Here is a 15,394-nt window from a genome sequence, read left to right on the forward strand (position 1 = left end):
GCCGTGCGACCGGCTGGGACGGGGTAAAACAGCCGGTGCTGCGCGGAGGCAATCGCCGGGTATGAAGCGTCGCGCCACGCGGCATACGACTGCGCCGTTGAACGGACTGGCGCGAAGGCGCCGATCTGGCGCACAACGGTGCCGCGGCTGCGCTTAACCTGCGGACGGCGCCACGATCACGATTCAAGCGCACCAAGCGTGCATACCGGGCGTGCAGGACGCGCCCATCATTCCAGTCATGCCAATTATCAAACGACCGAGTTCTTCCAGTTCCTCCGGGCATCCGGGCCGCGAGCCATCTTTCGGCAGCAACGACAACCCGAGCCGCGATTACCGCTACGCGCAGCGCGAAGAAGACGCCGGCGATGAGCGCGGCCGTGGAGGGCGCTCCGGGGGACGCTCGATAGGCGGCACGATCGCGATGTGGTTCGCCGGGCTGTTCGCGACGCTTGCCGTGGTCGGCGCGCTGATCATCGGGTACGCGCTCGTGGTGATGGGTCCGCAGCTGCCGTCGCTCGACGCGCTGACCGACTATCGTCCGAAGGTGCCGCTGCGCATCTACACGGCGGACCATGTGCTGATCGGCGAGTTCGGCGAAGAGCGCCGCAGCCTCGTGCGCTTCCAGGACATCCCCGACGTGCAGAAGAAGGCGGTGCTCGCGATCGAGGACTACCGCTTCTACGAGCACGGCGGCGTCGATTTCATCGGCATTCTGCGCGCGGGTTTCGCGGACATCATGCACGGCGGTTCGTCGCAGGGCGCGAGCACGATCACGATGCAGGTGGCGCGCAACTTCTTCCTGTCGAGCGAAAAGACGTACACGCGCAAGGTCTATGAAATGCTGCTCGCGTACAAGATCGAGCGCGCGCTCACCAAAGACCAGATTCTCGAGCTGTACATGAACCAGATCTATCTGGGCGAGCGCGCTTACGGCTTCGCGGCTGCGGCGCGCGTGTACTTCGGCAAGGATCTGAAAGACATCACGCTCGCGGAAGCGGCGATGCTCGCGGGCCTGCCGAAGGCGCCGTCCGCGTACAACCCGGTTGTCAATCCGAAGCGCGCGAAGATCCGTCAGGAATACATCCTGAAGCGGATGCTCGACCTGAACTACATCACGCAGGACCAGTACAACCAGGCTGTGAAGGAAGAGATTCGCACGAAGACGGCGGGCAACGAGTACAGCGTGCATGCCGAGTACATCGCGGAAATGGTGCGCCAGATGATGTACGCGCAGTACAAGGACGAAACGTACACGCGCGGTCTCAACGTGACGACGACGATCGACTCCGCCGATCAGGAAGCCGCCTATCGCGCGGTGCGCAAGGGCGTGATGGACTACGAGCGCCGCCACGGCTATCGCGGGCCGGAAGGCTTCGTCGAATTGCCGGCTGCGGGCGACGAGCGCGACGAGGCGATCGAAGACGCGCTGAACGATCACCCTGACAACGGCGAGATCGTCGCCGCCGTCGTGACGTCGGCGACGGCGAAGGAAGTGAAGGCACAACTGCTCGACGGCACGCAGGCGAGCGTGACGGGCGACGGCCTGCGCTTCGCCGCGGGTTCGCTGTCGGCGCGTGCGGCGCAGGCGCAGAAGATCCGGCCAGGCTCGATCGTGCGACTGGTGGCCGATGCGAACGGCAAATGGCAGATCACGCAGTTGCCGCAAGTGGAGGGCGCGCTGGTGTCGATGACGCCGCAGGACGGCGCGATCCGCTCGCTCGTCGGCGGCTTCGACTTCAACAAGAACAAGTTCAATCACGTGACGCAGGCATGGCGTCAGCCGGGGTCGAGCTTCAAGCCGTTCATCTATTCGGCTGCGCTCGACAAGGGCCTCGGACCGGCGACGATCATCAACGACGCGCCGCTGTACTTCCCGCCGAGCGCGCCGGGCGGCGACGCATGGGAGCCGAAGGACGACGACCAGCCCGACGGTCCGATGCCGATGCGTCTCGCGCTGCAGAAGTCGAAGAACCTGGTGTCGATTCGCATCCTGTCGTATATCGGCACGAAGTACGCGCAGGACTTCGTCACGCAGCGCTTCGGTTTCGACGCCGACAAGACGCCGCCGTACTTGCCGATGGCGCTCGGCGCGGGTCTGGTCACGCCGCTGCAATCGGCGGGCGCGTATAGCGTGTTCGCGAACGGCGGCTACCGGATCAATCCGTATCTGATCGCCGAAGTCGACGATGCGCACGGCCAGCCGCTGTCGCGCGCCCAGCCGTTGACGGCGGGTCGCGATGCGCCGCGCACGCTCGAGCCGCGCAACGCGTACATCATGAACAGCCTGCTGCATTCGGTGGCGACGGCGGGCACGGGCGCGGGCACCAACGTGCTGCATCGAAGCGACCTGCAAGGCAAGACGGGTACGACGAACGACGCGAAGGACGGCTGGTTCGCCGGCTATCAGCAATCGCTGGTGGCCGTCGCGTGGATGGGTTACGACCAGCCGAAGTCGCTCGGCAGCCGCGAATTCGGCGCGCAGCTGGCGCTGCCGATCTGGGTCGAGTACATGCAGCGCGCACTGCGCGGCGTGCCGCAAGCCGAGCCGGAAGTGCCGCCGGGCGTGACGACCGTCGATGGCGAACTGTTCTATGCGGACATGACGCCGGGCGCAGGCTTTGTCGCGAGCATCGGCATGGATTCGGCGAATCCGCTGGCGAGCGGCGGCGATGCCGTCGGTGCGGTGGGACCTGCGGGGATGACGCCGCCCGCGCCGCCGCCGAACGTCACGTCGACGGAGAAGAAGCAGATCATGGATTTGTTCGAGTCGAACAAGCCTTGATGGTTTGAGGTTTCGATGTAGTGAAAGACGCGCCCGTGGTGTACATCACGGGCGCGTTTTCTTTTGCGCTAGTGGCGGCGTGCGCGCCACTCGGTGATTTCGTTGTGCGCTCAGCGGGTTAGCGAAGATGTCCAGGTGTTATCAACAACCCTGCCAACAGAATCTGTTGATAACCTCGCTGAACGCGCATCGTCCGTTTTTCAGGCACCCGCAGCGCAATCTGCATCGCGGGAAAAATCCGTCGCTGGCTCAATGACTTATCCCGCTTGTCCCGGCGATCTCAACAAGATCATCCCCAGAAACTGGGGATAACTCGATGCACGTCGCTCACTGCGCAGCGGATCCCGCACCCGTCGAGACCGACGCAGCGTGCGCCACATCCGCGGGCGGATTCCCCATCGCCTGAAACAACGCGGCCGTGTCGTTCAGACGCGCGCCCGTATAACGGATCTCGTCGAGCCGCGCGTTCTGATACTGCTGCTCGCTGGCTCGTGACGACGTCACGGGCACGGCGCCCAGCCGATACCGTGCTGACGTTTCGTCGAACGCGTGCTGCGCCGCGCGCGCGGCAACATTCGCGGCATCGAGCGATTGCGCGTCATGTTCCAGCGCTGCCAGCGTATCGGCGACATTCTGAAACGCGGCCAACACCGTCTGCTTGTATTGCGACGTTGCGGCTTCATACGAAGCCACCGCTGCGCGCCGCTGCGCGAACAACGCGCCGCCGTGAAAGATCGGCTGCGTGATCGATGCGCCGATGCTCCAGATCGCGCCCGCGCCCGAGAGCGCGACGGGCCAGCTGAAGCCGCCCTGGCCCATCGATGCGCTCAACGTGATGCTTGGATACATCTGCGCCGTCGCGACGCCGACATCGGCGGCGGCTGCCTTCAGCGTCGCGTCGGCTGCCTCGATGTCCGGGCGCGCTTTCAGCAGATCGGACGGCACCGACACGGGCACCTGTTCGGGCACATGCAGCGACGCGAGATCGAGAGGCGGCGGCGCGGCGTCCGGCGTACGGCCGAGCAGCACGGCGAGCGCATGGCGCGTCGTCAGCAGTTGCTGGCGCGCGGCGGGCAGACTCGCGGCAAGCGACGCCGCACTTTGCTGCGCATTGAGCAGATCGCTATGCGATAGCGCGCCGAGATCGTAGCGGCGTTGCGTGTCGCGCGTTTGCTCGTTGGCGAGCGTGACGAGGCGTTCCGTGGTCTTCACCTGCGCATCGAGCATCGCCGCGGATACCGACGCCGTCACGATGTTCGCGGCGAGCGCGCGCCGCGCCGCATCGAACTGGAACGCCTGCACGTTCACGCGCGAGGCCAGCGCCGCGTTCGCGAGCCGCGCCGCGCCGAAGATGTCGAAGGTGTACTGCGCCTGCAACTGCCCGACGAAGGTGTTGTACAGAAACGTGTTTGGCCCGGCCTCGGGAATGCCGAGCGCGCGCTGGCGCGCGGCCTGGCCGCCGCCGTCGATGGTCGGCAGCATGTTGCTGCCGATCTGCGCACGCAACTGCTCGCGGGCCGCCGTCAGACTCTTGTCGGCGGCGGCGAGCGTCGGACTGTTGCGCAAGCCTTCGTCGACGAGCGCGTTCAGATCATCCGATTGAAACGTGCGCCACCATTCCGGCACCGCCTTGGCACCGATGACGAACTGCTGCGTGACGCCTTGCGCGGGCACCGTCTGCGCCGGTTGCTCAGCGGCGCCGTAATGCGCGGGTTCGGGCATTGCGGGTGGGTTGCCGTTTGGTCCGAACGAGCAGGCCGCCGCGAACACGGAAGCCACGGCCACTGCGCAAGACCTGCGGGTCATCGAAAAGAGGCTCATGATCAATTCCCCGAATGTTCACCCGGCGCCGGGCGCGGATCGCGCTCGTTGCCGCGCACGCGGAACCACGCGGCATAAAGCGCGGGCAGATAGAACAGCGTGAGCACCGTCGCGCTCGTGATGCCGCCCATCAGCGCTGTCGCCATCGGTCCGAAGAAGTTGGAGCGCAACAGCGGAATCAGCGCGAGCACGGCGGCGGCCGCCGTTAATGTGATCGGGCGGAAGCGCCGCACGGTCGCGCCGACGATCGCATCGAAGCGCTTGTGCCCCTGCGCGATGTCCTGCTCGATCTGGTCGACGAGAATCACCGAGTTGCGCATGATGATGCCGAACATCGCGATCACGCCGAGCATCGCGACGAAGCCGAACGGCTTGCCGAACAGCAACAACGTCACGACCACGCCGATCAGTCCGAGCGGCGCCGTCAGCACCACCATCAGCACGCGCGCGAAGCTCTGCAACTGGATCATCAGCAGCGTCAGTACCGCGATGATCATGATGGGCATCTGCGCGTTGATCGACGTCTGTCCCTTCGCGCTTTCCTCGACCGATCCGCCGATCTCGATGCGATAGCCGACGGGCAGCGTCGAGCGGATCTGCGCGAGCTGTTTGTCGACGGCATGCGTGACGTCGATGCCTTGCGCGTTGCCGCGCACGTCGGACTGCACGGTGATCGTCGGTTGACGGTCGCGTTCCCAGATCACGCCGTATTCGAGGTCGTCGCGCATATGGCCGAGCGTGCCCAGCGGCACCGAGCCGTTCGGCGTCGGCATCGCGAGCGTGAGCAGTTGCGACGGGTCGACGCGCTCGTTTTTCGGCGCACGCAGATCGACGCTGATCAGCTTGTCGCGCTCGCGATACTGCGTGACGGTATAGCCCGACAGTGTCATGGCGAGAAAGCTCGATACGTCCGCCGACGTCACGCCCAGTTCGCGCGCTTTCTTCTGGTCGACCTCGAAGCGCACCGAACGCTCGGCGGGTTCGTCCCAGTCGAACTGCACGTTCGCCGTGCCGGCATTCGCGCGCATCGTCGCGGCCACTTTCTCGGCGATCGAGCGCACGGTCGCGATGTCGTCGCCGCTCACGCGGAACTGCACGGGGTAGCCGACGGGCGGACCGTTTTCGAGGCGCGAGAGGCGCGTGCGGATCGCGGGGAAATCGTTGCGCAGTTTCGGTTCGAGCCAGCGCGCAAGTTTCTCGCGATCTTCGACCGACTTCGCGGTGATCACGAACTGCGCGAAGTTCGGCTGCTGCAATTGCTGGTCGAGCGGCAGATAGAAGCGCGGCGCACCCGAGCCGACGAAGTCCACCGAATGATCGATTTCGGGCCGGCCTTCCAGTGCCTTTTCGATGCGCTGCGCCTGGCGCAAGGTCGCTTCGAACGATGCGCCTTCGGGCAGTCTCACGTCGACGAGCAGCTCCGGGCGGTCCGAGCTCGGGAAGAACTGTTGCGGCACGAGCGTGAAGCCCGCGAGCGATACGACGAACAGAATCACCGTGATCGCGAGCACGATGTAGCGCCGTTCGATACACCAGCTGATCCAGCCCGTCAGGCGTCGATAGAAACGCGTTTCGTAGATGTCGTGCTCGTGATCTTCGGGCTCGTGCGCCTGGCGCTTGCGTTCGGGCAGCAGGTGATAGCCGAGCATCGGAATCAATACGACGGCCGCGAGCCACGACGCAATCAGCGCGATCGCCGACACTTCGAAGATCGAGCGTGTGTATTCGCCCGTGCTCGACTTCGCGAGCGCAATCGGCAGAAAGCCCGCCACGGTGACGAGCGTGCCCGTCAGCATCGGGAATGCGGTGCTGGTGTACGCGTACGCTGCGGCGCGCGTGCGGTTCCAGCCCTGTTCGAGCTTCACGGCCATCATTTCGACAGCGATGATCGCGTCGTCGACCAGCAGGCCGAGCGCCAGCACCAGCGTCCCTAACGACACCTTGTGCAAGCCGATGTCGAACAGATACATGCACAGCGCGGTAACGGCGAGCACGACGGGAATCGAGATCACGACGACCATGCCGGTGCGTACGCCCAAGGACACGAGACTCACCACCAGCACGATCGCCACGGCTTCGGCAACGGCTTCGAGGAAGTCGTCGACGGAATGCGCGACCGCGTGCGGCATGCTCGACACTTCGACGAGCTTCAGGCCCGCGGGCAGATGCGCCTGCAGTTCCGTCATCTTCGCGTCGAGCGCCTTGCCGAGCCGGATCACGTCGCCGCCGTTCTGCATCGTCACACCGATACCGAGCACGGGCTTGCCCGCGAAGCGCATCTGCGTGACGGGCGGATCGTCGTAGCCGCGTTTGATCGTCGCGATATCGCCGAGCCGGAACGAGCGGTCGTTGATGCGGATCAGCGTGTCGGCGAGCGCGTTCAGGTCTTTGAATTGCCCCGTGGGACGCACGAACACGCGGTCGTCGTGCGTGGTCAGCGTGCCCGACGGCGACACGCTGTTTTGCGTGTTGATCGCCTGCGCGAGCTGCGTCGGCGAAATGTTGAGGCGTGTCAGCTGGGTGTTCGTGATCTCGACGTAGATGTGCTGGTCGGGATCGCCGAAATAGTCGACCTTGCCGACGCCCGGTACGCGCAGCAGCACCGTGCGCAATTCGTCGGCGTAGTCGTGCAGCTGCGCCGCCGAGAAGCCGTCGCCTTCGAGCGTGTAGATGTTGGTGTAGACGTCGCCGAACTCGTCGTTGAAGAACGGGCCCTGAATGCCTTGCGGCAAGGTCTGCCCGATATCGCCGACTTTCTTGCGTACCTGATACCAGGTTTCGGGCACATTCTTGACGGGCGCGGCGTCCTTCATCGTGAAGAAGATCAGCGATTCGCCGGGGCGCGAGTAGCTGCGCAGGAAGTCGATTGCAGGCGTTTCCTGCAGCTTGCGGCCGATGCGGTCGGTGACTTCTTCCTGCACCTGGCGCGCCGTCGCGCCGGGCCAGAAGGTGCGGATCACCATCACTCGGAACGTGAACGGCGGATCTTCCGATTGCGCGAGCTTCGTGTACGCAAGAATGCCGAACGCCGTCGCGAGCGCGATCAGAAACACCACCAGCGCCTGATGCCGCAGCGCCCACGCGGACAGGTTGAAGCGTCCTTCTTCGTCGTGTGTGCCGCTCATGACGCGAAATCCTCGGGATGCAGGGGCGCCACGACGCGGACTTTCTCGCCCGCCGTCACCGTATGCACGCCTTGCCAGACGACGCGCTCGCCTTCGTTGAGTCCCTGCGAGACGGCAATGGTCCGCTCGGCGTAATGCGAGACCTGCACGCGGCGCAGTTCGAGCTGATCGCTGCCGCTCTTCACCACCCACACGGCGGGCTGCGTGCCGTCATGAAAGAGGGCCGTGGCGGGCAGCGTATAGAGGCTGGCGTGCGCCGCGGTGTTGTCGTGTGCGAAGTCGATGTCGGCTGTCATGCCGAGACGCACGTCCGCGCCGGCATGATCGAGCGTGAGCTTCGCGCGATACGTGCGGCTTTGCGGATCGGCAGCGGGCGACAGTTCGCGCACGCGCGCGTTGAACGTGCGGCCGGGCAGTGCGCCGAGCTTCACGGTGGCCGTCGTGCCGACGTGCAGCGACGCGAGCGCGCCTTCGGGCACGTCGCACACGACGTCGATATCGCCGGACCACGCGAGGTTGTAGACGGCCTGTCCAGCCGACACGTTCTGCCCCGTATCGGCCTGCTCGGCCGTGATGACGCCCGCGTGATCGGCGGCGAGCGTCGTGTATTGCAGCTGGTCTTTTGCAAGCGCGGCCTGCTGCTGCGCCTGGTCGCGTTGCGCGGCCGCCGACGCATAGGCGTCTTCCGTCTGCTCCAGCTGTGTCTGCGCAATCAGGTTCTCGCGCGCCTGCGCGCGGTCGCGGTCGAGCTGCTGCTTCGCATAGAAGAGGCGGTGCTGGGCGGCATCGAGTTGCGCGTCGGCGCTGGCGGCGTTCTTCTGCGCGTCGGCGGGATCGAGACGCGCGACGATCTGGCCGTTCTGCACGACGTCGCCGAGACGCACGCGCCGCTCGACGATCTTGCCGGCCAGGCGGAACGAAAGGGGCGTCGAGTAACGCGCCTGCACTTCACCCGGCAGCGACGCGGCCAGCGGCTGGCCATCGGCATGCACGGCGACGGCGACCACGGGGCGCGGCGCGGGCGCGGCGGCTTCCTTGTTGTGGCAGGCGGCGAGTGTCAGCGTGCTGGCGAGAACGAGCGCGGCGAGCGTCGTACGGCCCACCGATGAAGATGACGATGGAGTCGATGCGGACGGGCGGAACAGCTTGCGCGCGATAGCTGGCGCGCCACGACGGGAACGATTCACGATGCCCCCAGGCTGAGATGCAAACGGATACGGCAGGCCAGAGGCTACCGACGGCGTGCGGTGTAGCGTCAACGCACACGCTTCGATTCAAGGCCCATCGAAACGCGCGCCGCTTCACCAGGTGCTGCACTGATTGTTTTAGATGCTGACGCGAATTTTAATACACACCTGTATCTGAATGCAAAACTGAATCTGGTGTCGGATCGATGCTAGACTGTTAAATATGAAACGCATACGACTCACCCGCGAACAGAGCAAAGACCAGACGCGTCTGCGTCTGCTCGATGCTGCGCAGGCCATTTTCATGAAGAAGGGGTTCGTCGCGGCGAGCGTCGAGGACATCGCCGAGGCGGCGGGCTACACGCGCGGCGCGTTCTATTCGAACTTCCGCAGCAAGCCGGAACTGTTTCTGGAACTGCTGCGGCGCGATCACGAGTCGATGCAGGCGGATCTGCAAGGCATCTTCGAAGAGAACGCGACGCGCGAGGAAATGGAGGCGAGCGTGCTGCGCTACTACAGCCGCATGCCGAGCGAGAACAAGTGTTTCATCTTATGGGTGGAAGCGAAGCTGCTCGCCGCGCGCGATGCGCGGTTCCGTGTCCGCTTCAATGCCTTCATGCACGAAAAGCTCGAACAACTGACGGCGTACATCACGGAGTTTTCGGTGCGCGTCGGCACGCCGCTGCCATTGCCGGCCGAAACCCTGGCGCTGGGTCTGATGGGCTTGTGCGACGGCATGCAGTTCTTCTTCACCGTCGATCCGCAACGCTTCTCCGGCGAGCGCGCGGAACAAGTGCTGGGCAGTTTCTTTGCGCGCGTGGTGTTCGGCCGGTCGATGGAGTGACGCAAGCGTCCTTCAAGCGGCCGCTCAAATCCACACATCGTTGGCGGCCGTGCGCTCGCTGGTTTCGCTGCCTGTGTTCTTCACGCCGCGCGGCTCGATCAGCAACAGTTTCACTTCCTTTTCTGCGTAGGGCTTGTGCTCCTTGCCCTTCGGCACGACGAACATGTCTCCGGCCGACAGCAGCACTGCGCCGTCGCGGAAATCGATGCGCAGTTGGCCCTCCAGCACGATGAAAGTTTCGTCCGTATCGGCATGATCGTGCCAGATGAAGTCGCCTTCGATCTTCACGACCTTGAACTGGTAGTCGTTCATTTCGGCGATCACGCGCGGTTGCCACTGATCGTGGATACGGCTCAGCTTGTCGGCGAAATTGATCGGCTGATAGGGTGTGGCGGACATGGCGTTTCCTTTCGTTGAAAGTCAATGCCGGCGAGTGTAGTGACGCGCGTATGCCGCCGTCTTGAACGTTCGTGCAAACGCGCGACGCCGTGCTCAGCGAAGATTCGAGGTGAGCATCCGCAGCCAGCGCGAGGGCGTCACGCCGTACGCGGCCACGAAGTGCCGCGTCATATGGCTCTGATCCGCGAAGCCCGTTGCAGCGGCGGCATCGACGAGCGCCATGCCGCGCAGCATCGATTGACGCGCGGCATCGAGCCTGCGCATGGTCAGATAGCGATGCGGACTCGTGCCGAAGAACGCGCGGAAATCGCGCGACAGGCTCCAGCGGTCGCGTCCGCTCGCGGCGGCCAGTTCGTCGAGCGTGACGGGGCGCTCGAGCGACGCGTGCAGGTAATCGCGCGCGAGCTGCGCGGCGTGGAAATCGGCGGACGGGCGCAGGCGCTGAAGTGGGCGGCCAGCCGACACGGCGTCGAGTGCATGCGCGAGATCGAACAGCGCGTCGTCCTGTTCGAGCGGATCCAGCGCGCGGTCGATACCTTGCAGCAGCGCTTCCGTCGCGCCGGCGAGACGCGGATCGTCCGACAGCCCGCCTTCGATGAACGGCAAGGGCTTGCCGCCTAGCGCCGCCTGAAAGACGGCGGGCTCGACGTAAATCATCCGGTAGCGGAAGCCTTCGTCGGTGCCTGCCTGGCCGTCGTGCACTTCGTCGGGATGCAGCACCATCGTGCCGCCCGGCAGGCTGTTGCGCACGCTGCGCCGGTAATGAAAGCTCTGCACGCCGGCGAGCGTGCGGCCGATCGCGTACGTGTCGTGCCGATGCAGCGCGTAGCCGTTGTGCTGGAAAAATGCCTCGATGCGTTCGACGCCGTCCTGCACGGGCGCGCGCCGGATCCAGTCGTGATTGCGCGCAAGCGTATGCGTCGGCGTGCTCGCCTTCGACCCGGCCGTCACGTCGACTGTCTGCATACTGGCTGCCTGTTGACGCGCGCCGTCAGATGCCAAGGCCCGGCCCGAAATTGCTGCCGATCAGCTTCGTCACCGACTGAATGTCCGCGTAGTCCTGCTCGGGCAGCCCGTCGAGCATCGACAGCACTTCGTTGCTCGCGCCGGCTTCGCGCGCGGCATCGACGAGTGCGTCCTTGTTGAGCGGATAGGTGACGCCGTTCAGCACATCTGCGATCTGCAGGTCGATCGATTCACCCGGAATAGCCGATTCCGTCATGCTCGCGCTCCATTGTTCTGAAAGTTGTCGACGCGAGCGGGACGACCCGCCCATCGAATCGCGCATTGCCGCGCAACATTCGCGCCGTCATGTCTGCAGATGTTCGTCCTGGGCCACGAAGCCGCGCTCCAGGTGTCGCGACTTGGGTAGGGCAATGTGTTCCCATCGCTCCGGCCGGATGTCGGTCTGGGCCGCGACGTCCGGCGCGGCTGGCGCGACGGGAGCGGCATTGGCGCGGGCGGCGGCCGTGTCGATCGTGCCGTCCGTCGCGGTATGCACAGGCGCGGCGAAACACGAAGCTGACAACGTCACCATGATCAACAGCGTCGAGGTTTTCATCGCTCGACCTCCTTATGCCAGGCAGCGCAGGAACTGCATGCAAGCGGTATGCCATTTCGATAACCATTTCAGGCGCCCGCCCCACGCGGTTGCCGTCTGCGAGCACCGCGCGTCCCCCTCATATTACGCCAGTTATTTTTACAAGCGCTGGAGAGGCGCAAGGAAGCAGGGATATGGCGCGGCGTTGATGGAGGTTTGAGGCGGTTTCGTAGTGGCCGGGCGTGGCATCGCGAGGCGCCGGGCGGCTGGGCGCCATGCACGCGGCATCACGTATGTAGAAAGCGGGTCGCGTTAACCCGGCGTGCAGCGCACGCGGTCACGCAGCACGCGCTCAGCGCAGCACCTCGAAGCGCGTCCACGGCCACGACGGGCGGTCGCGCATATAGCCGTTCAGCCAGTTCCACTGCGGATGGCGTTTCATGAACGCCTGCGCATCGAACGGCCGGCCGCACGGATGTCCCCAGCGCGCGAAGAACGCCATTTCGCCCGCCATTTCGCTGTCGACGACCTTGCCGTCGTTCGCGCCCCACGGATTGAACGGGCCATGATCCGAGCCGCCAAAACGCTGGTCGTCGAGTTCGAGGTGGCCGCAGATCGTGCGCGAACACGGGTTGTCGGGGCGATCGAGGTAGACGTCGTGATGGTCGGCAATCATCGCCTTCGCCAGTTCGACGTCGATCTGACCACGATGCATCTCTTCGAGCTGCATGAAGCGCAGCCGCCGCGCGCCATTTCTCCGCACATCGGTGTAGTCCTCGCCTTCGCCCGTGCATTCCTGGTTGCGGATCTTCAGGTCGGTGGCCGCGTTGTAGCCGCTGTAGAAACCGTCTTTCGTGCTTTCGAAGCCGGAGTAGTGCAGGCCGAGTTCGTAGCGGGCGATTTCACCCGTCTTCGTATCGCCGATCAGCCAGCTGTTCGCGTAGCCGCCGTTATTGGCCAGCGCGAACATCTCGCACCATTCGCCGATGCTGTTCGCGTACTGTGTTGCACGTCGCGAGCGGTAGAACTCCGGCGCGCCCGACGCGTTGTAGCCCGCGAAATTCGAAATCGTCGTCTCCGTCACCATCAGACCCGCCGACGTCACCCAGAAGTCCGTCAGGCTGGAGATGCAGCCGGGCAGCCCCTGCATCAGGATGCGGTTGCCCGACTCGGGGACGATGTCGAACACGACGTTGAACGCGTCGCCCGCCGCGTAGCGGTCCCACGAGTTGTGCGCCATCACGATGCGGCCGTCGCGCGTCGCGCTGCCCGTCGCGATGAACGCGCTGCAATGATGGCCGCGCCGGCCGCGCCACGGCTTCAACCCGAGTTGCGGCTTCTGCTGGGCGGCGTGCTGCGGCCACCAGCTTTGCAGCAGATCCATGTAGCCGTTCCATGCGAGCACTTCGGCGAACGTGAGCTTCGCACCGTCGGCGATACCCTGGATTTCGTCGGCGTATTCGCTGTCGATGCGCGGCGCGAACTGCTCGACGGCGGCATTGACGAAGGTGTCGAAATCCTCGCCCGTGTCCCATTTCGCGAGATAGCGGGCGGTGCGGATCGCGTTCTGGATTTCGGCGGCAAGCAACTGGCCGTGCTGTTCGCCACGGTCGTACGGCTCGCCTTCGACGTGCACGAAGATCCAGCCCGCATGATCGCGGCGCACGGCATCGATGGACGGTTTGCTCATCTTCGCTCCCGTTCGTACGTACGTGGCATCGCCGCCGGCGTTGCTCAGCGCCGTGTGTGACGGGATGCGGCTTGTGGCTTCTTCGCGCCCGGAGTCGTGCCCGGCTCCGGGTCAATTCATTGTAGGGAACCTGCCACGCTTTGCCAGGCGCCGAACGGTTGCGAGTGCGGACGTTCGCGGGCTAGCGCGCCGGGTTCATCCGGAAGTATGCGTCGAGCAACGAGGTCTTGTAGACGACGCCCGCGAGCGTCGGCCGGGCTCTGCTTTCGACGACGGGCAGCCGTTCGCCCTGGAACGCCATGAAATGCTGGAGCGCGACGCCGAGCGGCATGTCCGGCGTGAGCACGTCGAAATGCGGCTGCAGATAATCGGCGGCCGTCTTTGTCGAGGTGTCGCGTCGATCGAGCAGGTCCGATGTGATGTCCTTCAGCGCGACCACGCCGAGAAACGCACCGCTCTCGTCCGTCACGTACAGATACTTGACGGGATATTCGAGGAACACGCGCGTCATGTCGTGCACGGTCGCGTCCGGCTGCACGACGGTTTGCGGCGGGCGGATCAGTTCGCGCATCTGCGTCGCGCGCAGCCGCATGCGCTCCTGTTCCGCGCGATTGCGGTGCAGCGTGATGTCGTACATCGAGGTCTTGCCGATCGCGCGCGCCGCGAAGTAGGCAACTACGCACGACAGCATCAGCGGCAGCACGACCTGATAGCTCAACGTCATTTCGAAGATCATCAGGATCGCCATCAGCGGCGCCTGCGTCGCGCCCGCCAGAAACGCACCCATGCCGACCATCGCGTAGGCGAACGGCGCGGACGTCGCATGCGGCCACAGCGCATTCATGCCGATGCCGAACAGCGAGCCGATCACGGCGCCGACGAAGAGCGTCGGCGTAAACACCCCGCCGACGGCGCCCGAGCCTACCGTGGCCGCCGTCGCGATCAGCTTGAACACGAGCACCACGACCAGTGCCGTCCAGGTCCATGGCGAATGCAGGATCGAGTTGACGACGCTATAGCCGTTGCCCCACACCTCGGGCGTCCAGATGGACAGAATACCGACGACCAGTCCGCCGAGCGCGAGCCGCAAAGGCAAGGGGACGGGCAGGCGGCCAAACATCGACTTGCTGGTGTCGATGAGCCGCAGGAACTGCGGCGCCGCCGCGCCGCACAGCAGGCCGAGCGCGACGAAGAGCAGCACTTCGAGCCCGGCGACGGGCGGGAACACAGGCATCTCGTAAGGAGGCTTGTAGCCGGCGAACTCGCGCATCACGATGTTCGACACCACCGACGACACCACGACGGGCCCGAAGCTTTCCATCGCGATCGAACCGAGCACGATTTCGGTGACGAAGAACGCGCCCGCGATGGGCGCGCTGTACGCGGACGTGATACCCGCCGCCGCGCCGCAGGCGACGAGCAGCCTGAGACGCGGCGGGTCGAAATGCACCACGCGTCCGATCAGCGACGCGCCGAGCGCGGCGAGCTGCACCATCGGACCTTCGCGGCCGATCGAGCCGCCGCTGGAAATCGTGAACAGCGACGACACGCTGCGCCACAGACTCACGCGCACGGGCACGACGCCGTCGCCGATCACGACGGCTTCCATGTAATCCGTATGCAGCTTCTTGTCGACGCCGCGCTGCGCAAGGAGCAGCAGCATGCCCGCGATCAGGCCGCCGAACGCGGGCAGGCCGATGCGCATCGCCAGCGGCAGGCGCCGTGCCATTTCGACGAGACTGCCGTCCTGCCCGGTGAACACGCGCTGCAGCAGCGAGATGCCTTCGCGAAAGGCAATGGTCGCGAAGGCGCCCGCGATGCCGACGATCACCGACCACACCAGCATCGTGTGCGCATCGGACAGGCGGAAGAGATGGGCGGCGCGGGTTCGCAGTCTCAGCAGGAATGAAAGCACGGCAGGAGCGGGCGTTTAGGGTTGTTCGAAGCGTGCGGCCTGCATGTCGGCGGCCGTGCGCGATGGCGGGTTGAAGGACGGCGCGCCCGTT

11 protein-coding genes are annotated in these 15,394 nt (G+C 65.1%); 2 read left to right on the forward strand and 9 right to left on the reverse strand.

All coding sequences use genetic code 11. The features are described from left to right. The first annotated feature begins 238 nt into the window (after positions 1-238). Positions 239-2,782, forward strand: a complete 2,544-nt coding sequence (locus tag G3N95_RS11330; protein ID WP_205970074.1) for a penicillin-binding protein 1A — start codon at positions 239-241, stop codon at positions 2,780-2,782. A gap of 327 nt (positions 2,783-3,109) precedes the next feature. Here the strand turns inward: G3N95_RS11330 and G3N95_RS11335 are convergent, their stop codons facing one another. From G3N95_RS11335 to G3N95_RS11345, 3 genes are read right to left on the reverse strand one after another with little or no spacing between them, the layout of a single operon-like run. Next, positions 3,110-4,603, reverse strand: a complete 1,494-nt coding sequence (locus tag G3N95_RS11335; protein ID WP_205970075.1) for an efflux transporter outer membrane subunit — start codon at positions 4,601-4,603, stop codon at positions 3,110-3,112. Between the two features lie 2 nt (positions 4,604-4,605). Further along, positions 4,606-7,728, reverse strand: a complete 3,123-nt coding sequence (locus G3N95_RS11340; RefSeq protein ID WP_205970076.1) for an efflux RND transporter permease subunit — start codon at positions 7,726-7,728, stop codon at positions 4,606-4,608. After that, positions 7,725-8,831, reverse strand: coding sequence for an efflux RND transporter periplasmic adaptor subunit (locus G3N95_RS11345; protein WP_205970113.1), 1,107 nt, complete (start codon positions 8,829-8,831; stop codon positions 7,725-7,727). The genes G3N95_RS11340 and G3N95_RS11345 overlap by 4 nt, the downstream gene beginning before the upstream one ends. Before the next feature lie 307 nt (positions 8,832-9,138). Between G3N95_RS11345 and G3N95_RS11350 the strand changes: the two genes are divergently transcribed. Beyond that, a complete protein-coding gene (locus G3N95_RS11350) occupies positions 9,139-9,759 on the forward strand; it encodes a TetR/AcrR family transcriptional regulator (RefSeq protein WP_205970077.1) in 621 nt (206 codons plus the stop codon). Between the two features lie 24 nt (positions 9,760-9,783). On the opposite strand, the gene G3N95_RS11355 is transcribed toward G3N95_RS11350, so the two are convergent. The 6 genes from G3N95_RS11355 to G3N95_RS11380 all read right to left on the reverse strand — a co-directional run bounded on the left by G3N95_RS11355 (position 9,784) and on the right by G3N95_RS11380 (position 15,303). Beyond that, positions 9,784-10,158, reverse strand: a complete 375-nt coding sequence (locus tag G3N95_RS11355; protein ID WP_205970078.1) for a cupin domain-containing protein — start codon at positions 10,156-10,158, stop codon at positions 9,784-9,786. Between the two features lie 93 nt (positions 10,159-10,251). Further along, positions 10,252-11,124: an AraC family transcriptional regulator gene (locus G3N95_RS11360; RefSeq protein WP_205970079.1), complete on the reverse strand. Its 873-nt coding sequence runs from the start codon at positions 11,122-11,124 to the stop codon at positions 10,252-10,254. Between the two features lie 25 nt (positions 11,125-11,149). Continuing rightward, entirely contained in the window at positions 11,150-11,380 is a 231-nt protein-coding gene (locus G3N95_RS11365) for a DUF2795 domain-containing protein (protein WP_205970080.1), read from the reverse strand. Between the two features lie 87 nt (positions 11,381-11,467). Then, positions 11,468-11,719 (reverse strand): hypothetical protein, encoded by a 252-nt coding sequence (locus G3N95_RS11370; protein ID WP_012400657.1) that lies wholly within the window; start codon positions 11,717-11,719, stop codon positions 11,468-11,470. Positions 11,720-12,050: 331 nt separating this feature from the next. Continuing rightward, complete coding sequence (locus G3N95_RS11375) at positions 12,051-13,388, reverse strand: C45 family peptidase (protein ID WP_205970081.1); 1,338 nt, start codon at positions 13,386-13,388, stop codon at positions 12,051-12,053. 181 nt (positions 13,389-13,569) lie between these two features. Beyond that, a complete protein-coding gene (locus tag G3N95_RS11380; protein WP_205970082.1) occupies positions 13,570-15,303 on the reverse strand; it encodes a ClcB-like voltage-gated chloride channel protein in 1,734 nt (577 codons plus the stop codon). Positions 15,304-15,394: the final 91 nt, after the last annotated feature.

It is taken from the genome of Paraburkholderia sp. Tr-20389, from assembly GCF_017104565.1.
Classification (GTDB): Bacteria; Pseudomonadota; Gammaproteobacteria; order Burkholderiales; family Burkholderiaceae; genus Paraburkholderia.